This is a genomic window from Caballeronia sp. M23-90, assembly GCF_053574605.1.
The window spans coordinates 21,311-42,337 of the sequence record NZ_JBSIPA010000003.1; the positions used below are offsets into that span (position 1 = coordinate 21,311).

Annotated in this window: 17 protein-coding genes and 1 pseudogene; 10 read left to right on the plus strand and 8 right to left on the minus strand. The window is 52.7% G+C overall.

Annotated features, from left to right (window positions below):
- The first annotated feature begins 792 nt into the window (after positions 1 to 792).
- Positions 793 to 1,038 (plus strand): hypothetical protein, encoded by a 246-nt coding sequence (locus ACRXB1_RS00785; protein WP_449490749.1) that lies wholly within the window; start codon positions 793 to 795, stop codon positions 1,036 to 1,038.
- Between the two features lie 121 nt (positions 1,039 to 1,159).
- On the opposite strand, the gene ACRXB1_RS00790 is transcribed toward ACRXB1_RS00785, so the two are convergent.
- The gene (locus tag ACRXB1_RS00790) at positions 1,160 to 1,393 is read right to left on the minus strand and encodes a hypothetical protein (RefSeq protein WP_449490750.1); all 234 of its coding nucleotides are present in this window, start codon (positions 1,391 to 1,393) and stop codon (positions 1,160 to 1,162) included.
- Positions 1,394 to 1,894: 501 nt separating this feature from the next.
- Between ACRXB1_RS00790 and ACRXB1_RS00795 the strand changes: the two genes are divergently transcribed.
- Complete coding sequence (locus ACRXB1_RS00795; protein WP_449490751.1) at positions 1,895 to 2,362, plus strand: hypothetical protein; 468 nt, start codon at positions 1,895 to 1,897, stop codon at positions 2,360 to 2,362.
- 413 nt (positions 2,363 to 2,775) lie between these two features.
- Here the strand turns inward: ACRXB1_RS00795 and ACRXB1_RS00800 are convergent, their stop codons facing one another.
- Entirely contained in the window at positions 2,776 to 3,657 is an 882-nt protein-coding gene (locus ACRXB1_RS00800) for an H-NS family nucleoid-associated regulatory protein (protein WP_449490752.1), read from the minus strand.
- Between the two features lie 493 nt (positions 3,658 to 4,150).
- On the opposite strand from ACRXB1_RS00800, the gene ACRXB1_RS00805 reads away from it, so the two are divergent.
- Together ACRXB1_RS00805 and ACRXB1_RS00810 are read left to right on the plus strand one after the other, a co-directional pair.
- Entirely contained in the window at positions 4,151 to 4,780 is a 630-nt protein-coding gene (locus ACRXB1_RS00805) for a sel1 repeat family protein (protein WP_449490753.1), read from the plus strand.
- A 19-nt stretch (positions 4,781 to 4,799) separates the two neighbouring features.
- Positions 4,800 to 5,000 carry a hypothetical protein gene (locus tag ACRXB1_RS00810; protein ID WP_449490754.1) on the plus strand — a complete coding sequence of 67 codons (201 nt, stop codon included), beginning with the start codon at positions 4,800 to 4,802 and terminating at the stop codon, positions 4,998 to 5,000.
- Between the two features lie 34 nt (positions 5,001 to 5,034).
- Here ACRXB1_RS00810 and ACRXB1_RS00815 read toward each other — a convergent pair whose 3' ends face one another.
- From ACRXB1_RS00815 to ACRXB1_RS00825, 3 genes are all read right to left on the minus strand, one after another.
- Positions 5,035 to 6,156, minus strand: a complete 1,122-nt coding sequence (locus ACRXB1_RS00815) for a hypothetical protein (RefSeq protein ID WP_449490755.1) — start codon at positions 6,154 to 6,156, stop codon at positions 5,035 to 5,037.
- Positions 6,157 to 6,555: 399 nt separating this feature from the next.
- On the minus strand, positions 6,556 to 6,828 hold the full coding sequence (locus ACRXB1_RS00820) for a DUF1488 family protein (RefSeq protein ID WP_449490756.1): 273 nt from the start codon (positions 6,826 to 6,828) through the stop codon (positions 6,556 to 6,558).
- A 134-nt stretch (positions 6,829 to 6,962) separates the two neighbouring features.
- The gene (locus tag ACRXB1_RS00825; RefSeq protein ID WP_449490773.1) at positions 6,963 to 7,238 is read right to left on the minus strand and encodes an HU family DNA-binding protein; all 276 of its coding nucleotides are present in this window, start codon (positions 7,236 to 7,238) and stop codon (positions 6,963 to 6,965) included.
- A gap of 888 nt (positions 7,239 to 8,126) precedes the next feature.
- Between ACRXB1_RS00825 and ACRXB1_RS00830 the strand changes: the two genes are divergently transcribed.
- From ACRXB1_RS00830 to ACRXB1_RS00840, 3 genes and pseudogenes are all read left to right on the plus strand, one after another.
- On the plus strand, positions 8,127 to 8,603 hold the full coding sequence (locus tag ACRXB1_RS00830; protein WP_449490757.1) for a hypothetical protein: 477 nt from the start codon (positions 8,127 to 8,129) through the stop codon (positions 8,601 to 8,603).
- Between the two features lie 526 nt (positions 8,604 to 9,129).
- Positions 9,130 to 9,783: an IS110 family transposase gene (locus ACRXB1_RS00835; protein WP_449490774.1), complete on the plus strand. Its 654-nt coding sequence runs from the start codon at positions 9,130 to 9,132 to the stop codon at positions 9,781 to 9,783.
- A gap of 375 nt (positions 9,784 to 10,158) precedes the next feature.
- Positions 10,159 to 10,331, plus strand: a pseudogene (locus ACRXB1_RS00840) (IS21 family transposase); the annotation flags it as partial.
- A gap of 2,332 nt (positions 10,332 to 12,663) precedes the next feature.
- On the opposite strand, the gene ACRXB1_RS00845 reads toward ACRXB1_RS00840, so the two are convergent.
- The 3 genes from ACRXB1_RS00845 to ACRXB1_RS00855 form a co-directional block, all read right to left on the minus strand.
- Complete coding sequence (locus tag ACRXB1_RS00845) at positions 12,664 to 13,581, minus strand: hypothetical protein (RefSeq protein WP_449490758.1); 918 nt, start codon at positions 13,579 to 13,581, stop codon at positions 12,664 to 12,666.
- Positions 13,582 to 14,235: 654 nt separating this feature from the next.
- Complete coding sequence (locus ACRXB1_RS00850) at positions 14,236 to 15,216, minus strand: ParB/RepB/Spo0J family partition protein (RefSeq protein ID WP_449490759.1); 981 nt, start codon at positions 15,214 to 15,216, stop codon at positions 14,236 to 14,238.
- Positions 15,213 to 16,421, minus strand: coding sequence for a ParA family protein (locus ACRXB1_RS00855; protein WP_449490760.1), 1,209 nt, complete (start codon positions 16,419 to 16,421; stop codon positions 15,213 to 15,215). The genes ACRXB1_RS00850 and ACRXB1_RS00855 overlap by 4 nt, the downstream gene beginning before the upstream one ends.
- A 786-nt stretch (positions 16,422 to 17,207) precedes the next feature.
- On the opposite strand from ACRXB1_RS00855, the gene ACRXB1_RS00860 reads away from it, so the two are divergent.
- The 3 genes from ACRXB1_RS00860 to ACRXB1_RS00870 all read left to right on the plus strand — a co-directional run bounded on the left by ACRXB1_RS00860 (position 17,208) and on the right by ACRXB1_RS00870 (position 21,027).
- Positions 17,208 to 18,605, plus strand: a complete 1,398-nt coding sequence (locus ACRXB1_RS00860; RefSeq protein ID WP_449490761.1) for a replication initiation protein — start codon at positions 17,208 to 17,210, stop codon at positions 18,603 to 18,605.
- Positions 18,606 to 19,447: 842 nt separating this feature from the next.
- Positions 19,448 to 20,152: a type IV secretion system protein gene (locus ACRXB1_RS00865; RefSeq protein ID WP_449490775.1), complete on the plus strand. Its 705-nt coding sequence runs from the start codon at positions 19,448 to 19,450 to the stop codon at positions 20,150 to 20,152.
- 2 nt (positions 20,153 to 20,154) lie between these two features.
- Positions 20,155 to 21,027, plus strand: coding sequence for a TrbG/VirB9 family P-type conjugative transfer protein (locus tag ACRXB1_RS00870; protein ID WP_449490762.1), 873 nt, complete (start codon positions 20,155 to 20,157; stop codon positions 21,025 to 21,027).

The following is a 21,027-nucleotide window of genomic DNA, read 5'->3' on the forward strand; positions in this document are numbered from 1 at the left end:
TCTCGCGTCTCCCAGTTGACCTTTACGTATGGAACAGTGGAAAACTCAAGCCTATGGTGGATGGTCTCTTCAACCCGAGTGAACGCGCGACCGTCATTCGCCTGCTTTCAGATAACGTTGTATTTGTCACCCGAGCTAACCTGGAAAAAATCTTAATGGCTGAACGGTGGCTTTCTACAGCTTGGGATGTGGCCAACATATTTTTGGAGAGCGTTAAGGCCCCGACGCTATCTGGACAGCCCTGCAATATAGTCGGCTTGAGCCAAGAAACGACGTGCTACGTGTCGATGGATTAGCTTGAGCCAAGAAACGACGTGCTACGTGTCGATGGATTACTTTGACGAGACCGACCCATTTGCCGATTTCGTCGTTCACGAGGCTGCGCACGTCTTTCACAACTCCAGACGCGTGGCTTGTGGGCTGGCCGCAAGCGCTCGCACCGATTATATCCTCGACATTGACTATCATATGCGGGAAACGTTTGCATACGCCTGCGAGGCATGGAGCCGGATCAGTTCGGCCGCCCATTGTCGTGGTGATCGAAAGGCGTTGATTTTGCAGCATGCCGATAGGGGGTTGCCGAGCGACGATCGAGTGAACCATGACGAATACCTCGATGTCCTTTTTGACGCCGCTCGCGCTCATAACGGTTGGCAACGGATCGCCAAGCGGTGCGAACCAGGACAGCGAGCTTCCAAATCGTGTTAAACCGCTAGCGAGTGACTTGGCAAACTTCTCGGACGTCGGCAGCGCCTAGCAACCTAGCGCCACCCGGCTTAGGAGGAAAACGTAGTGGCTGCTCCAGCATATGTCTATACGATTGCGTGCGTTGCCGTGATGCTGGGCGAACCGGAGGCCTGGTTGGAGGAAATCGCGCTCATGAATCTGGAACCGGAAGACGGGTGTCTACAGATCGTCGATAAACTCGGTCCAGATCGCGAGGAATCGAACACGGTAACCGCATTTACGGAAGCGGGTATCGAAGCTTTGAGAGAGGCCATCGCAGAGGTGAAGCAAGGTCAACGCCGCACGCTTTAGTCGCGCTTGAGATGTTAGCTGACGGGAACGTTACCTGCGTCTCAAAGCGACCTTCGTCTCGCTCTCCGGCTCAAGATCGCGATCCCGACGGTCGTATCGCTCGACAATGCTGAGCTTCGCTTTAACGTCGCGCCGCGTTTGCTGCGTCGATGACAACCGCTAAAGTTCTCCGCGCATCTTCAAGCTCCTGAACAGCGGCGGTCAACCGGGCAAACTCAAGCGCAGAGGCTTGTCGTTCACCCGGTTTAGCGAAATGCGCTTCTATGGCAGCAGACGCCGCCTGTACCTCACGTGCAGCTTCCGCCATCCTTTTGAGCGCCTCCGCTTCACGTTTATTAAAACTCTCGGTTGCCACCGGTTATCTGCCTTCAGACTTGTAAGAGGCTAGCGGGTGCTGTCCTGCGAGATCAGCTCGACAGGTGTTAGAGCGATGTGTATCGGTACATGCTACTCTTGGTCATTCTATCTGCTGCAAGCATTCATGGAGGCCAACACGATACGCCAGTATGCCGCTGCGGCCGTTATCTTGGCATCGGGGCGCGACCAAATGGCAGTCGTGCCAAGGCTCTCCGAGATGGTTCTGACTGGCCGACGCCAGCACCGTGACGCTGTCCCTGAGCTAACGTACGAGTGATCATAACGAACGACAGGCCGGAATATATTGGCCCGCTCACGACCCGCCGCGCCTGCATGTCGGCGACCAGCGTCGGATACTCATGATCACGACGGTACGAAGTTTAGTCAATCGCTACTGCAGTCACGCAGATCCAATCGCTGTTCCGCAATTCGACGAAATTTCGTGATTTGCGCGGCGGTTGAAGCTGCCGCATCTCTCCCAAACCTTGTCGATCCACATATGGCCGGAACAAAACGTAAATCCACCCGCCCGGGCGTCATCCGAAAACCGCTGGGTAAGTCCGCGCTTTTGCCAATGTCGGCACAATCGGCACGGGAGTTGTCGCTCGCTCATCATCTTGCGTTGGCTGCCTGTCGTGGTGAGCGTGCGAATCGGCACCAAATCAACGAATTGGTCCGTTCGGTCTATATGGCCTACTACCTTCAACGCATGGGCTTCGGTGAGGTGCCGTTTGAGTGTTACGAACACGCAGAAGCGGCGTTTGAAAATGCACTAGCAATTGCTGCAAAAAGTGCCAAGTGGACAATCCACGAGCAAGACGCGCCTGTGATCGAACGCGTGCTTGCACTTCACGACCAGCAATTGAGCGAGGCACCGATGCACCGGGTGGTGGAAGTTGAAAAACAACTGCGTCAATTTCTGGCCGGCGAAAGCGCCTCTCCGTTGGTCCGTCCGAGCTCGAAATAGCGAATGGTTTCCTTTTCAACGTACGTGTTAAGAATTCAGACATGCCGAAAATTAAACGTGTCGGTTGCCGTAGACGAGAGTTAAAGCTGTCACTCCTACAAGAGCGGATTTTGTCGCTCGAAACCATTTTTGTGGGCTGTTCTGGCTGACTTCCAAGTCCATCATTCAACGCAACAAATGGATGGCTTTGCTGCCCGAGCAGACAGAGAAACACAAATCGTAGAGATTGAGCCTTCAGCTGCACATGGTTTGTTTCTGTCCAGCCAGAGATTGGTGGTGCTCTAGTCCGATCTCGCAGGTGCAAGAACGAAAACAACTGACAACGGTCGATCGACGGAGCTTTTTACGGGCGTCGTTACGCACTGCATTGGGGGCGAGCGGCCAAGAGGCCGCCCCACTCGCTCTAACGCGATCTACACTGCGGGCGCTTCAATGGCTGCTTGGGTAGTGCCGTTATCGTCGGCTACCGTCGCGGCCTTCGCAGCACTGCCTGAACCACTCACCTTCTTTGCAACTCTCTTTTTCGCAGCTGACCCTGCTTTCTTAGCAGCAACCTTCTTGCTAGCAGCAACGGCTTGTCTTGGCGTTGCTTCCTTCACCTCATTTTTTGTGGCGGCGGCCTTTTTTGCGGTGATTTTCTTCGCCACGACTTTCCGCGACCTCTTCTTTGCCGCGTTCGCCTTTTTGGCCCCCGCGGACGCTTTACGCGCCGCTTTAGTCGCGACTTCAGCAACGGGCGATGCACCCTCCTCCTCAATCAGGAATTTGGTGCGATCTCTGACGTTCGCAAGCCATGCAGGCGCGCGTCCTTTGCCGCTCCATGTTGCACCTGACTTGCGGTCGCGATACTTAGCCGGCTGCGGTCCCGTTCGGTACCCACGCGGTTTCGCTGTAGTCGTTGAATCTGCGTTCTCAATTTCGGGAGACGCCGCGTGAGCCGCCACCGCATCACCTTGAATCATAAAACGACTGCGGTTTTTCGCTTTTGCGATCCAAGCCGGTGCTCTTCCCCGGCCGGTCCATGTGGCACCGCTCTTCGGGTCCTGGAACTTGGGCGCGACCTTGGAGCCAAGGGCATTGGATGCTTTCCGCCTTAAACCAATACCCAAACCGCTGTCGCCTTTTGCTTCCCGCCTTGCTTTCGTTTTTTCTTCAATATCTTCGGTGGTCAACCCATGCTCCAGCATCAGGCGACGGATTTGATATATTGCTGACTGCGCTTTCTTTGCTATGAGCACGTCGGCTTGCGCCTGCAAGTTCTTTAGCTTTTCTTGAATGACTTCGAGTGTGGGCATCGTGGCCTCCAATAGTGAATGCTTGCACTATGCCACGACGCTTGATTTACGCAAACAAACTTGTCAGTTCAAAGCATTACATCCGCGTACATCGATATTTTCGATTGCAGCCTTACCGCTTCGTTTTCAAAGCTCGGATACTTGAGCATCGAGTTCTTATCGATTGTCGGTCGAAGAACAGCGGTGCCCTTGCACTATTGGAATCTTATTCAGACTCTGTTTGTTCATTCTTTTGTAGACGCGAGCTGCGCTGCGCAAACTCAAGGCTTCTTCCTACGTCTATCCTGGATCGAAGATGCGCACATCCGCCGTTGTCCTACGAATAAAGTTGGCAAAAAGAAGCATGCCCTGGCGCTTTTGCTGCCGTGTGAGCAGACGTTTTTGGGAGGAGTCACCCAGTGAATCAGGTAAGTCGTAACAGAGACCGCCATTCACTCAAGCACTGCCTAATCGAGAGTAATATATCTCGCATCTGTTACGCGAGGAAATCCATATGGCCGAATTGAGTTGGTTTAACCAGATCCATCGAGAGTGGCAAGCGCTTAAGGCTCACGATGCTGCTCTCGACATCGAACAATTCTATCGACATGTGGTATCCGCGTACAAATCGGGCTTTGCCCCGCTCGAGTCAATTGCCACGACCGCCAACGCCCTGCTCCTATCTTCAATTTCCGGCGCTCCGTATTTGGGCCGTAAGCTCCTCATGCAGATCGGCATCGACAAGCATCCCGCGTTGCGCGTCACTTTCGCTCTGTCGCTCTTCGCAGGCACCGGCGGCGACAGCGATCCGGAATTGGCTAATCGCATCCTCGTCGACGTATTGAAAGATGAAAACGCGCAAGACAAGCTAAAGGGACTTTCGGCAGCGGCGCTTGGCGATAGTGCCCGGCTTGGGCGCGGCGAGGCGCTTGATGTCGAGCTCGCGAAGGCAAGATACGAGACGGCATTCGGTTTTGGCCATCGCGAAGCTGCGCAGACACTTGCTCTCTACTGGGAGAATCGCTGGGGATGCACGGCGTCAGGCGACTCGGTTCCTAACCGCGCCATTGCCCAGAAGTGGTACAAACGTTGCGGTCAAAACAATCAAAAGATCTTGCAAACAGCGAGCCCCATCGCTTCATAGTTGGCGCGCGGAGAAAACCGTGCGGCTCCGCATCGTTCGTCGCGCGATGCTGGGTTTAAATGCCATACCGCAGGCCGACTATATCGTTGCCGGTCTTCGAATAGCCCTGGATGCGACGCATCAACCAATAACGGCGTCGGATCCGGCGCAGATTTGCATCAACCTATTTGTGCCGCCCCACACCGCATCCCAGACCATCTACACGAACTTGTCGTCATGATCAATTGAGAAATTGATTCTTGACGAAAGATTCATCAGAGCAAAATCATTTGTTGCAAGAGCTCCAACGCCTTGTTTTCGTTCAAAACCCCGGTCCGCGCCTTCGCAGCAATTGTCTTCAGCAATGCTTCAGCGATGGGTGGAATCCCACGCAAATGCGCAAGGTCGCTCGCCACAGAAATCGAAAGCGCTTCATCGGCCAAGTCTTTCCCGATATTCGACGATTGGTTGTTCGGGTTGGCACCATTAACCGCATCAACAGGTTTGTTAGATAAGTTTGCAGTGTTCACTACAGTGGTGACATTTTCCATTGGGTTACTTGTAACGTCTTGCTCTGGGACGCTGACGTTTTGCGGTTGAGGCACCGTGCTAGTTTCGTCCACAAGATGTTTCGCTACCGCCGCTTGCGGTTTATAACTTGTTGCTGTGGGCGTCGCAGTCTTGCGTTTTCTTGAGGTCGGTGCGAGGAGCTCGTTCACGTGGTCAGGCACATCGTCCGTCTGGCGTGGCGTGTCGAGCCACCCCGCTGGCAGCTCTAGTACATCGGTAAAGCGTTTCGCCTCGACATCGTCCAAACGCTTTTTCCCGTGCAACCGATGCGCCATGTTTGACTGGCTTAGGTTCAACATTCGACTTAGCAGCGCTTTCGATCCGTTGCGGGCAGTCAAGATATGAAGGTTCGCCTGTCGAACTTCAGGTATAGAAGGTGTGCTCGCCAGTTCAAGCGACTGTTGCTGCGCTGCCTTCGCCGCCCTCGAAACGCCCTTCGACTGTGCGGTCTTCGCGCTTGCGCCGGCATCTTTCGGGGCAATCACCTTGCCCTTCTTGCTGGCTGGCGCGGGTGCAGTGCTGGTCTTTCTTGGCATATCGACATCCTTGGCTGTTACAGCTTCGCTCAAAACAGGGTGCTTTTTATGATCGGCCGACTTATGACTTGGCGAAGGGTCCACTGGGTCATCAAATACGCCGTCAGTTGGCCTATTTTCCAGCGGAGAGCGCAGTCGCGCGATCACGTCTGGTGGCAACGTTGGGTTTGGGTGATCGAAGAAACCATCGGGAAGACCAAGCGTCGTTTCCATGTGAAACGCTGTCTCGGGCGTAAAACGCTCACCGCTGACCAATTCTGCGATGCGGGCCAGATTCGAGTCGAGACCCAACGCTACATTTTCGGCTCCAACAGCGTCGACGAGTACTTTGAACGCTCGAGTCTTGAATATAGATGCCGTCTGGGCGGGATCCTTTGACTGAACAGGTTTCCCGTAATGCTTCTTTTGCGTCTGCGATGCGCTGGTTGGCGGGTGCTGGCGCGCTGGACGTGGACCGCTGCCTCGCGAATCTGGGCGTCCAAATGTACGACTCATAAAATAAACTCCGAATGTTGCGCTCGCGATTGCGGCAAGAGCGAGAGTCCAGTAAGCAGTCAGACTGCTGCCAAGTAACCGAGAGATGGCTACAGCAATAAACCGAACCTAAAAATTTACCGAGCCTAAGCATCACAGCTCAACGATTAAAGACTCAAACTTATGAAAATCTGGGCGGGTTGGAAATGTAAGCGCCTACGACGCAAAGTCCTCTGCATCAAGGCGGACTTCGGTCGCGCCGCTGCACAAAGCCAGGCGCTGCGTGACGGCCGTTATGCGATGGCGGCCGTCAGCAAATATACGCAGCACGCGGCCTTCGCTTGCATCCGGACCCAACCAGAAGTACTGCTCTAGCGCCGTCCTCGTAATCAGTGCCTTCACCTCGCGACCAGCGGTCACTACCGTGAACATAACGGCCCGGCCATTTTCCACGAGGGATGGTTCATGTGAGTGTTGCGCGCCGTTCATTTCTTCGTCACTTGTCAGATCTAATCCAAATCAACCGAATTATAGGTGCAAGTGTATCAAGCTCCGTGTAGCACTACACTGCCAATGAGCACACACGGAGTGTCCCGCAATGATGAACAGTCGAATACGGAGCGTTACTGATTGACGCTGTCCTTGAACGCTTTTCCTGCAGTAAACTTTACTGTGAAAGCTGCGGCAATCTGGAGCGCTTCGCCTGTTTTCGGATTGCGCCCCGCGCGGGCGGCACGCGCGCCAACACCGAACGAACCAAAACCAATTAATTGAACCGTATCGCCAGACACCACCGCTTGCGTGATCGCCGCCAGCACCTCATCGATCACTTCGCTGGTCAAGGCCTTGCTTGCGCCGGTTTGTGCTGCGACTGCATCGACGAGTTCTTGTTTGTTCATCAGGATTTTCTCAATAATTAAGTTTCGTTGGTCAAACTTTACCATCAAGAATTAGGTAGGCACTAGAAAAGACCTCCGAGCTGATCTATTTGCATATGTTGCGATTCGCGTCGAGTTCCAGCCACCCACTACAGCGCGCAAGCCGAAAAGATGGCATCCGAATACACACAGCTGGGCGAACTGCTCAAGGGATCTCCCTCTCGATGATGAAAGGTAGCGCGGCATCGACGACTGCGACGGCGGGTCCTTAAAATCAGCTGCTGAGATCACATCGCTGGTGTATGTTGCTACTAGCAAAATGGCGAGGATTGCCGACAGATATAGTGCTCCAGGTTCCCCTCAACCGCTATTGCCGCTCCAGTTAACCGGCGCGCTCAGTTTTCGGCTTCTCATTGCGCATAGAGCATTGGCAGGCGAAAAACCTTAGCCCCACGTCGGAAGCCAACTCGCCTCCTACTGTTTGCGGGACCGCTACAGCATCAAGGCTGTAATCGACGAAGATACGTCAGGCGGTTTGACCCTCACGGTCACACCGACATACCTTAGATAGTTGTCCTACTCGGCTTACCAGCTTTGTGCATAATGTCATTAATCCAATGCTCGGTGTCTCAACCGATCGTAGCATCAATTACTTCGCCGCCGGCTAAGTCTTAAAATGACGTGTAGCTGTCCTCTGATCTCATGCGCAAAGACGATTGGCCTTAAGTTCAAAAAGCTTTTCACTTTTGTATTCCATCAATGCGCAATGACAGCAACGGCGAAGACCCCACCTCCGTGGATTGTCATCGGCGCCTGTAAATTGATACACCGTCGGCACTGAAGAATTGATCCACCTCGACAAAGGAATAATGGTCGCTTTGAGCGGCGATGATCTCGTACGGGGGATACATGCAGATCAGGATATTGTACAAGCAGGGTAAGAGCCTGCGAGGCATTGCTTGTGAGGTTGGCTGTTCGGTCAACACGGTGAGGAAGTATCTGGCGACGCAGGACGCGCCGATGTTTCGGCCCGCGGCGACTCCGCGGGGGTCGATACTGAAACCGTTCGAAGCCTATCTTCGGGAACGGATCGCGTCAGCGGCATCGGACTGGATCCCAGCGACAGCTCTGTGGCGCAAGATTCAGTCGAAGGGATTCGATGGCGGCGAGAGAATCGTGCGCAAGTTCGTTGCCACATTCAGGCCTGTACCGGCGCCCGATCCGTTGGTGCGATTCGAGACTGCTGCAGGCGATCAGATGCAGGTCGACTGGGTCGAATTCCGCAGGCGCAGAGGAGCGGATCTGTTCGCAATCGTGGCCACTCTCGGCTATAGCCGTGCGACCTATGTTAAGACGTTTCCGACATGCGGCTCGATACTTTGCTGAGGTGTCACGTCAAACGTCTTAACTGGTTAGGCGGTGTGCCGCGCCGTGCGCTGTATGAATGAAAGGGACTTCCCCAATCACAAATCAGGCGCCCGTTGCGGGCGGCGGCGTCAAGGTGCCATGATGAGGTTCTCACGCTCCATCAACTCACTCGAAGGGGAAGTCCATGACAATCGTAACGCTCGGAATTGATCTGGCCAAGAATGTCTTCGCGCTGCACGGCGTCGGCCGACGGGCAAGCCCGAATTGGTACGTCCTGAAGTCCGCCGTAGCTGGTTGCTCGAACTCGTGGCCTCCCTGCCTCCATGCCTTATCGGCATGGAGGCCTGCTCGGGTGCACATCACTGGACGCGTGAGTTCGAGAAGCTTGGCCATACCGTTCGTCTGATGGCGCCAAAGTTTGTCGCGCCATATCGGATGGCAGGTAAGCGTGGAAAGAATGATGCTAATACGCAGCTGCAATCTGTGAGGGAGTCACACGGCCGAACATGAGGTTTGTGCCGATCAAGACGATCGGTCAGCAAGCATTTTATTTATCCATCGGGCACGTCAAGGATACATCGAAGAGCGTACAGCGCTGATCAACAGGATCCGTGGACTTCTGAGTGAACTCGGCATCGCGCTTCCACTCAAGACGAGTGCTATGCGGCGCGAGGCGCTCACGGTATTGGAAGATCTGGCCGGCTGGTGCAACACGGCAATCGGAGACATGCTTAACCATCTTGGTCGTCTATTTGAGCGCATTAGCGAGTACGACAAATATCTCGCACAGATAGCCAAACAGAACGACAGAGCAAGTCGATTGATGAAGCCCGCGGGCTTCGGGCCGACAAATGCAACAGCCATAATAGCGAGTGTCGGTAACGGGCATGGCTTCGAGAATTCACGACAGTTCTATGCTTGGTTGGGACTGCCCCCGGGACAGCACAGTTCCGGGGGCGAAGCCAGACTCGGAAGTATTACCAAGACCGGCGACAGGTACCTTCGAACGTTGCTCGTCATGGGCGCAAGATCCCTGCTCATGAAGACGGCAGCCCATACAGATCCGGTCAGTCGTTGGGCTTTGCAATTGAAGCAGCGGCGAGGATTCGGTCGTGCAGTTGTTGCAGTTGCAGCCAAGAACGGGCGAATGTGTTGGGCCGCGCTGCGCCTGGGCGACGCGTTCAAGGTCCCGGTCTAGTATTTATTTCGGCTGTGAGAACTCAGGTAGTCATGACGTAGTTTTGTACGGCAGTATGGCCAGCATGGTGTGACATGCAGTTGTCGATGAGCTAAGAGGTTGGACCTGCGCTGAGGAATGCTCGCTCATGTTGTTGGGTTTAACAGGCACTGCTGTCGCCTGAATCCCGGTTGTATGACTGGAGCCTTTGGCGCGCGTCTTTCATTAGGGACCGCTGCCGTTTGTGGCAGCAGAAATGTCCGCTTGTAGTCACGCCGTCCACATACCTCAAGCTCATCACGAACATGCTAACGGATGAACGCAATCGAAGAGCCTCACGATACCTGCCGACGACAATTAGGTACGGCAACTTGTTGCTTGCAAAACGAGGAAGTCCTTGTAATAGAGAATATGAAGACCGTTGTCATCGAGAGGGATGCGTATGGTCCGAAGCAGCACCGCTTCCAGCCGGGGTTTCTCGACCTCGCCCAGCACTACGGGTTTCAGCCCCAGCTTTGTCGGCCTATCGCGCGAAGACCATAGGCAAGGTCGAACGGATGAATGGATATGAGTGCCCTTGACGGATCACAGAACACCAGAAAAAAGACTGTGTGTTTTCGTCGGATCCAGACAAGCCACATGGCCAGAATTGATCACCGCCAATTACATGAACAGACAGACTGCTGACGCTGATTTTATGGCTAACAACCGTGTTCATTTCGAGCGACAGCTACCTGTGGAGCGTAGGCGCATGCTCAGGTGTGAATGGTGCGAGATGTAATAGGTGCATAAGAGGTCTAATCACGCAGAAAAAAAAACGTTGTAGTCGTTCGGTCGAATGCAGTATCGAAAAAGCGTGGTGGGGGGAGTTTTCTCAAAAATTGTCGTTCAACCGCTCAGTGATAGATGCTTGCTTTGCACCGTTGACCGTCTGCCCCCTGAGCGACGAACTTTGCGACCCGGCTTTGTTAGATAACCTGGTATGCAAAGCTCACGCCCTTGCTGCTCATTAAGCGATCAAGCAGCAGCCGTTAGTTTTAGGTATAACGGCGTCGCGTACCCGCTGAGCATGGCGACGAGCTCCAACTTATCAACGTCTCGGCGAGATCTCCATTTTGGTACCAAGCTTCTGCCTGCAGCCACGTATTCCCTAAAGAGCGGCGATCATCGCATTCGTGCCTTACCTACTAGAGACCGATCACGCTGTCGCCATGAGTCAGCTTCATCCCGTAAGAGCTTACCGATTTGTAGGCAAAGCACGTAAATTGCGGATCGCAACAGTCGATATGTGCGGTGATCGCCGCATCCCTGATGCATGGCTGCGAGATTGAGCCTCGGGGAAATTTTATTAGCTTTGTTCGCGCCAACTTCCCGACTTTGCAGTCTGGTATCGGCGCTCGCACCTGGCTCCGCCGCGTGGCATCAATCGATGACGTAGGCACGCTGGTTTTAGGTGGTCGTGTCCAACACTGTCATTCACTTGGTTCATTTACCGAAACGAGTCCGCGGCGCGAGAGCAATGCATAGCATTCTCCTTGCCCAAGCAAAAGCGGTCGCGCCAGTAACAACGCGAGTGCGCGAAAATGTATCAATGATGACGCGCCTCTACTCGCATCTTCTTGTCTGTGGCGTCGTCCGCCTCCGATTGAATCTTGCATGACAAGCGGAGGTTGAACAACGGCTACGTGCGCATTTGCGACCATTGTCCACGCAATGACCTACGTTCACACATTCCGATGCGAGGCTCGCAAGCTAACGACAGCGAGTCCGAGTCTCAAGCACCTTCATCAGAACGCCCGGCGCAAGAAAAGGACCACGCTTTTCGGTGATATTGCCAAGTGCTCCCTGAGTCACGCGGCGAGTCTTCCAATGATTGAGCTACGTAATCGCGCTGTCACGGCGACAAGTCGTACCCTTTACTCATTAAATGTATCGTTCGTTACGATTTCTGGCCTAGATGGAAATACCAGGAAGATTTGCGTCAAATAAGGCTAATGACAACGTGAACCGCGATTAAAACGCGTATTACCGTGAAACAATGCTTCAGAAATTTTGTTAAGTCATTGATAATAATACACTAAGTGACGTCAAACAAACGACGGTAGATGTTCCACGGACTTAGCGCCCAACTTCAAACACGATCATCAATGGCCAGACAGGAATTAGGAGACTGTTTAACAGAGCCATAAAACTCGGACTCACAGCATAAGCGAGCGAGATTTGTACCTATGGGATCCACGCGTCGTTCGTTTGCGTCAAGACAATCTGATCATTGATCGAACCCTGAGGATGCAGATCTGGATGTTGAATCTGTAGAGTTTGATTTTTCATCCACGACGGTTGATTGACCAAATCATATGCGTAGGAAACAAGAGCTCGCGTCCCCGTCGGCGACTTCACAACTTGCGCACTTTGTATTCCATGCAACTTGCGCTTTCCGCCACAGAACTGAGGAAATAGCCCGGGGCCCTTAGTAAGGTACTTCTTCCCATCCTCCGTGAGTGAGAAGACTAGGGTATCAGCACCGGTATTTCCGCCTCCACGTGTTATTGCTGGCGCAATGCCAAGCAAACCAGCATTTACCAGCCCGCGCCCACGCACCAACACGGACCCAGGTAGGCCGCTGTCGTACTTCGAAAGCGAAAACGGGACTGTTTGGGCAGGTAGAGCAACACAAGCACCAGCCATCGAATCCAAATACTTTTGGATGGCAACCGAAAAGTTTTCATTCGTTGGGTTAGACGCGCTGTGACAACCAGTCAGGGCGGAAATCGATGCGAATAGGAGCCACAATCTTTTGTTCATTAACTGGTCCCAAAAACTGCTTCCGACCTTCCAAACGGGTACCAGTTTAGAGTGCACAGCCAAAAACCCATAGAACCGAATAGAAATTCAGTATATCTATTTTCTAGGAAGTGTTGGCTTGGCTCCAATAGAAGCTATCGCAGCATCAACATACGAAGTAAAGCCTTTTGCGACTAACTTTAATAGCTCGTTAGAGCGATCCAACAGAAAACGACTATCCTTGCAGTGGAACTCGACAACTATCTCACGCTTGTTGCGCAAGATTTTTACCTGCGGAGTCACGGCCGCACTTTGGTGGACTATTCCCGCTAAAAGTCTAATGATATCGCACGGGGCGTTTGTTTTTTGCGTGTCCATTGGTATCAATCTCGCCCTGTGAACAAGTGCCGCTCGCCCATAAACTTTTTCTAACTCGAGGACTGCACGGCAGTTGTCATAGGTTGTAGTTTCCGTATCAAACAGTCGTTTAACATGCGTCGGGAGCTTAGAGAAGTTGGACGCTACGGCTATGACACTCCTATCTATACCTAATACTTCTCCCGCACCGTGAAGTGTAGACCAGCGTCCCTCTTTTACTCCGCGTTCGTACGCCTTAGAAATTTCTGATGGGTTAAACCGCGAAGGGGCGTTGGAATGTAGGCGACCCGCCGAACTCAGCATGCCAATAAGCTCCGCACGAGTGAGATTTTTTTCAATCGTCTTGATTCGATGAGCTCTCGCTAGAAGTGCCGGAAGTCCATGTGTTTTTTTTGCATTCGATAGGCGGCGCCAAGCCCACGTTCCTAAACCGACGTCCTTGAATAGATCTAGGACCTCGCTTGGGAGTTGCGCGAGCGACTCGGCAGCAGTCAAATGCTGTCGCCGTATTCCCGGATAAGTGATCCCAAGAATCCGTGTGGCCTCTGATTTATTTTTCCAAACCTTGCCAAGCCCTTGCGCATAGATGTTTGCCAAATGCAAGAGATCCGGAATTTTTGAGTTGTCGTGACAATTAACCAGGCGGGTTTTGGACATGAAAGTCGGTTCGAGAGGACCGCCAGAAAGTAGCGCTTCTTGATGATTATCCTCTGTCTCCGAGCGACGGGATGACGGAAAGAGGTGTGTATTCCACCCTCTTTCCGTAGCACAGGCGGCCGATTTTAGGGGAAAATGCAGCGAGCCGCTTGGTGGCAGCTGAACTTTGGCTGCAATAGCAACTCTCGAAATCTGAATAGACCACAGACTTAAACGCGGGACAATCTGGCTGCGCGTCTGGGTAAAATCGGCCGCCCAGACGTAACGCTATTGGGCTGTGTGGTCTCACCCAGGCAAACAAGACGGCCGGCTAAGCGAAAGACTCTTGGTTTTGGCGATCACCACAAGACAAACCGAGTCGCTGAGCGACACCCAAATAGACCGCTCGTAATACCGACATTTTCGAAAAGATAGAAGGTCGTGTACACGATTGGGTAAGTCAGCCTTTCGCGTGTCGAGGCGCGCCGAACGCTCAAGGGGATGAATAGAAGAGTGTGCTAGTAGCACACTCTTTGCACGTCACCTTCGCTATTATTGGGGGGCAGGCTGATTACTACAAAGTGTGCCTAGTAGCACACTGACCGACAGATAATTGACCTGGCTCCCTCGAGAGCTGTACGACATCAAAAAGCGATCAGGCTTGGCAGACCTACTTCAGTCAAGAGGGGCGCCATTAAACAATTCGCTTATGACCTGGCGGATTCGAGCCTCCTGAGCGTCCGAAAGAACGCCTGTCTTAATCTTCACAGTGAAACTGTTTACATCCTTCGTGATGCTCCCCGCGTGATGCTTGCCCGCGAAAAATTTTTCAATTGAGCGTTCACTCGCCGTCTTGCCCAAAGCTTGATGACCAACCAACGCCGCAATAGCTGGCGCGAATTTCCCTTGATCCAAATTTCCTGAAACGACGTCCGGCCACAGCTCATGGGCTGCGGCCACTGCTTTCTCGCCGTGCTTTTTTATAACGTGTGCGATAGCGTCTGCTGCATTACCGCCGATAAGCATCGGATTTATATCGAGGTCGCCGGTAATAAAGACAGGGAGGCTCTCAAATGCAAGATAGCGATACAGACCTCTACGACTCATGCCCATGGCTTCAGCTAGGCGCTTGCGATTTGGAAATTCCTTCTCAGTGCGGCGAATGGACACGGATATCTCATAATCGGATAAGTCATCCCGTCCGATGTTCTCCACAAGTGCCAACACCGCCATATCTTGGTCGGAGCACTCAACGATGAGAACCTTTATCTCCTCAACCCCAACCAGTTTGTGTGCGCGCCACCGGCGTTCACCAGCCACAATTTGATAGCCAGCTTCAGCTCGGCGAACGACGATCGGTTGTAACAGCCCTACCTCCCGGATTGACTCCGCGAGTTCCGAAAGTTTGACCTCGTTGAACGCCCTCCGGGGTTGCCAAGGATTAGGTGCTATATCTGCGACTGGCAGTACTGAATGCGCGCCCCGTGTCTCCAACTCCTGAATTTTGATGTTCGCTGCAGCTAAGGCGGCAGCCATCCCGGGACCGGTCTTTGGCTTATCGTTTGTTTGCATTGATGCCGTTACTTCATCTTTTGAAATGTCAGAAGCGGCGCGCAAATTGGCGGTCTGCTCTGCCATTCGAGCACGAATATTCATTTGCCAAGTCTCCACTGTTCGACATAAAGGTCGTCAATCCACTTGCAATAGTCCCGAAGGGGCTGACGAACCCGTTCGACGGTTTTAGTGCTCGCGTCTTTCTTGCTCAAATCAAATACCGTTGACAAAGCAAGTGCGCCGCTGCTCATTGCCGAACTTGCAGGAATTTCTGTCGTTGTAAGCCAGTCACCATAAGCCCGCTGTGTCCATGGGCGAACCACAGAAACTGATGAAGTAGGACTGTTGTCAACCTTCGAAAGAATGATAGAAATAAAGTCGTAGGCTTTATCAGCCTCTTTTTCCATAAAATTACGCGCAATATCAGAAAAAAGACCCCAGAATGACACAGAACTAATGAAGTCAAGGCTTTCTGGGACCAACGGCATGACCATTGAATCCGCCGCCATCAATGCGTTCAGAGTTAGGTAAGACAAAGAAGGGGCGGTATCTAAAATGATGTAGTCGTACTCATTCCGTAATGACGCGAGGCCTTCTCTAAGAATCGCCCAAAATTGAAAGCTAGGCTTGGCCTTTAGCATTGATGGAATGTAGAACTCCGCGCTAAACAACGACGGATGGGCGGCGATGACGTCTAGACCGTCCCAGTATGTATGCTTGATTACTGATGAAAGACCCCCTTCAATCGTCTGGTCATAAATGAACGGCAAAACGGTCGAGTCCTCATCAACCTCCTTTTCCGCGTATAGGCCACAAAGCTCTGAAAGCGATGCTTGGGGGTCTAGGTCAATCGCGAGCACCCGCCGACCGCGGAGTGACAAACCCTGCGCCAAACACATTGATGTTGTCGTTTTGGTCGAACCGCCCTTAAAATTCGCTACCAGGATCACTTTCCCATCCGCGCCGCGCGACCCAGTGACGAGCGGCGATTGGTAAATTTCCGATAGCTGCTGCACGTATATCCGAGCCTCTGCCAGAGTGAAATGGCGGCTACGGCCAGTGCCTGATGCCTCACCCGCCGGCAACTCGCTCCCTTCCCTTGTCGCCTGGTAATGAATCTTCGTACGATCCATTCCACATAGTTCAGCGACCTCCGCGGTTGTGAATGACGGAGCCGACTTTCGCGGTTTTGGCGTAAGAATACTGTTACGCAAGTCTTCCGTAAGCGTGTTTAGCCTTTCTGAAAAGCCCGCGAGTTCACTTAAGGTCACCCTTCGCGTGATTGCTGGAAATTCTGCTTTTGACATGGTTTTTAAGGTTTAGTCGGAAATCGATACAAAGCGTAGAGTACTAGGGAAATACAAAAATGTGGCATTAAACTTAGGCACAACTTTGGCCAGCGCCCTCACAAACGGTAACTCGAAGCATCAATATGGGGACGCTTTTCACAATATGGAATATTTTCGGCGAAAAGTCGAAAAGGCAACCAAACGACGATCATTTACCTCCTACTGACAAGGAAGTTGATGGTGAGGGAAATTGTTGAAGCGCCCAACTCGGACTAGGACAGCGAAGAATTTTCCGGCGTTCCGGAGTCCATGAAACTGTAAACCAGCGCCATATCAGTGTCTCAGACGCCCGGAAAACACATATTTTCGTTTCATGGAGCCCATTGCCTGTGGCGTTCCAACAATTCACCTCACCATTACATCGTCATCAACAAAAAGCCTCACCATAAGGAGGTAAACGGCTCACCGTCATCAACCAGAATGGCTCACCTTCAACCACAAAACATCTCACTTCCAGACCAAAACAGCTCACTTTCCGGCTATTAAGTCATTGTTTTTGTTGACCTTGAAGCTTTCTGTAGGTTGGTAGGTATTGTCTTTTAAATCTTTAAAGTACAAACCAACCGTCGCTACAATAGTTCTCACCCACACTTTCCCAGCGCAGGTCTTTTTTTGTTGACACCAAGAAAGTGGGTGAGAACTATTGTTGAGATGCGTACTATGATGGTGAGCTTTTTTGTTTTGACTTCTCACCTACGGGTGATAGATTCTGCTTGCGGCCACAGTCAAGAAAAGAGGTTCACAATGCCATCCGCCGTTTCAGCAAGTGCAACATCACGTCAAATGTCGCTTGAATTGTTCGAGGAAATGCTGTCAACAGACACGCCGATCCATAAAGCAACTAAGGAAATCGGTTATCAACGAAATAACGTTTTTGTTGACGTTACAGACGTCGGTGTTACCGCGCGTCGATTGCTTGATGCGGCGCATTTTATCGTGGCGCAGGAGCCAACATCGCCAAGGTATTACGACGTTGAGCTAAGCTACTTCCGGTGGTTGATGCGTTATGACAGCTATAACTACAAGCATCTGAGAGCAGTGGTTTCTGAAGCACAGAAAGCACTTATTCAAGTCTCCGCAACTCCCCCAGGCAGCGACTCACAGGAAAACGAGAAATGGATTTCCGTGCAGCTGCTCGGCATCGTTGGTATCGACAACGGGCGAATAACGTTTGAAGTACCGCAACCGTTAATTCGCCACATTAAAGACCCGGAAAAGTCGCATTGGCTGAGTCTTCGTATCACTTCAGCGTTCACCCTCACATATGCACGTGCAATATACGACCGCGTTATCGGCTATGTTGCGGACGGGATTACAGATTGGTTTGAGGTTGACGTGATTCGACATTGGCCTGGCAAGGCCGGGGGCAGCGCAACGGTGTTCAAGTATTTCAAACGAGACAGCCTTGAGCCGGCAGTAAAGCAGATCAACGAAGTCTCCGACATCGAGCTGAGCTATGAAACGCGCACCGAGAGCCCAACGTCTAAGAAAATAGACCGCATTCGGTTTAGGCTTTCTCGAAAAGAAGGGGTTAATACCATCCGGGCGAGCCTGATTGGATTGAAAGAAACTTACACAACCCTGAAAAACGAGTTTGCTTTCACAGAAAAACAATTCAGCTTAATTTCCCAAAACCGCGCAAATTGGTCTGATGAGCGCATCCTTGATGCCATCGAATATACGCGCGCAAAAATCGATGAAGCGAAGGTAACGAAGAGTCCCGCCGGCTATTTGATGAAGGCGATCACGGAGGGATACAAGCTTTCCGAGGCTGAGCGTCGCATGAAAACGATATTAGGCCAGAAGGCCAAAGAAGCGCAGGCAGAAGCTACTTCCAGACTTACGGCGAGAAGCGCTGTTGAGGCAAGTAGTGCTGCTCATGAGGAAGACGCTAAGCAGCGATTGGCGGCCGAAGTTCGGGCCGGTCACGACGCTTTTGACCGAGCCGACGCTCGAGCAAAAAGAGACTTCATGCGGGCGTACATAGCTTCTCCTTCAGGAAAGCTCGCTATTAAACGTCTAAAGTTTGATATTGCTACGATTTCTGAAGCGGACGTGCTCGCACATGCTGACCTTTCCTTCGCGTTCTACCATTTCGTGAATTTGCGTAACAAACCCAAAGCATCGCGGACTGTCTCGTGACCGCCCAAGGATCTACGAGAATTGGTAGCGAGGTCCCGGCGGACGATCCGACGCGCCCCGACGACTAGCCCAGCAAGTTGCTTGGGTGCGTCGATAGACGCAGTTCTGCTTGATCTGAAAATCCTTTGCCTGCAGTCGTTTGACTCAAGACAAGCCATAGATTTGCAACTGCAAAAGGTCCCGACTGCAGGGGAATCCGGCGACCCTTTTGCTTGGATGTCGTGGCAGCTTGTGGGCAGCGTCAACCGCGTTATCGATACATCAACGAATGTTCACGAGTCACTTAGCGCAACTAAACGATTGCTCTGTTCCATAACGTTTGATTTGCGTCGTCGGCAAACGGAAAATATGTATTCGAATTTAAGCGCGTTCTTTCCTCGCGATGTTCAAACAAACTTTCTGATAAATGTCGTTAGGCTAAGATCGGTAGGGGGCGAATCAAGGCGAACAATGCACATGAAAACTGAACACATCATGATGTTGTCAGCTAGGGGGCCGCTCTTAAAGCACAACATGTTGATTTTAATAGTCTATTTATGGTTTGGAGGGCTGGTGCGGTCTGGACACGACTTTTGAAATCGACCGCACCATCAGACAGTTTCTGCTGCCATGCTTTTCAGGCAGGTAGCACGTCTTAAGCATTCGTGGTGAAGAAAAGACCTGCTTATTTGGCGGCCTTTGTAAGGAGTGGGCATCATCATGATTTAGTCCGGTCCTTCGACATTCGGATCGAAGGCACTCGTCTGTGCATCCGGCGACAAAGACATGCAAATTGCACTGTCTTTCGAGCCAGAATTTATGAAATGACCTGTTTCAATGGAACCCATTCAACGAGGGTTGCCATGCGTCTTCTCCGAAACAAGCGCCAAGCTGCGCTCGCCACCGCTCCCGGCATGTATGCCGAGGAAGATCCGAGTAAAGTCATTTTCGAAACCAGCACGCGGCTTAAGCTTGAGTCGAATCGCTGGATGCTCATCGCATTTGCCTGTGCAGCCATCGCGGCCGGTGCCGTATGGACCCGCCAGCCGCCGCCTTCCGTGGTTCGCGTCGTTGGTGTCTCCGCTGATGTGACAGGACATCCTGTTACGACAGAGCTCGTCGCATACAAACCGGATTCTCAAGCCATCCGCGCCCACGTGCGAGACATGGCGGTCCGATGGTTCACGATCGAACCGGTTTTGACGGATCGACTTGAAACGTCGCGCATGACGACGAACATCAACTCCGTCAAAGCGGAGATGATTGGAGCAGGCGCAAGTCAGTTCAAAGCTTGGCTCAATGAAGACGCACCTTTCCAGGCGATCATCGCCAACCCGAAGTTGATCCGAGAGGTCAACGTCCGAAACATTGCGCTTCTGGAAGATTCAACGGTCCTCGTCGAATTCACAACCACGACTTCTCAGGCGGGCGGTGCTGGTAAGCCGGACGTTAAGGCCTATGCGCTGACTTTGCGCTATCAAATCGTTGCACCCACTGCGGATGCCGCGCTCACGTCGAATCCATTCGGGGTGTTTATCCCGTTTTTCCGCCTCGAGCGGACTGCCTAAGCATGAACGCCAATCTCAAACACTCTAGCCGGCGCGCATTCGCCATCTGTGCAGTCGCGGCGATAACGGTCGTCACCGCGCCTGCGGCGCTCGCCAAGAAATCTGCAAACGACGCAACGACACCTGCGATGATCGCCGACAACCCCATGAGCGCGCTCAATCCGTTCAATGGCGGGGCCGATCCTGTGACGATGCCCGGCGACGCACGTATTGGCGTCTTTCCCTACAGCCGGGATCAGATCTACCGTGTTCTGACGGCACCGCTCAAGCTCACCACGATCGAGCTGGAGAAGGGCGAAAAACTCATTGCCGATCCCGCCATGGGCGACAGCATCCAGTGGGAGATCGACGACGACAAGTCGAACCACCTCTTCATCAAGCCCCACAAGGCCGATCTTGTGAACACCCTTCACCTTACGACGAACAAGCGCGAGTACGACTTCACGCTCATAGCGTCGCCGGCAGGGGGCTTTTTCTACCAAACCGTTCGCTTCCAGTATCCGCACTCGCCAATGACACGTGTGACCTCGCGCGACGACCAGACCACTGCAGGGGATCGCGGCGGTGTCGATTCCGGATCGGTCAGTGTCGCGCCGGACAAGTTGAACTGGGACTACAGCGTTGACGGTCGCACTGAATTTACACCCGAAGTGGTGTTTGACGACGGCCACGCTATCTGGATGCGCATGCCCCAGAAGGCGCAGTCGTGGCCAGTACCGTTTATCAAAGATCACGGCGACGCGGTTGTCGCCAACTTCATTCGTCGCGGTGATTTTCTTGTGCTGCAGCGCCTGGCAGATGAGATCGTCTTGAAATCCGGCAAAGACGAAGTCACGGTCACCCGTGGTCGCCGCCGCGTGCTCGGGCTGTTCTGA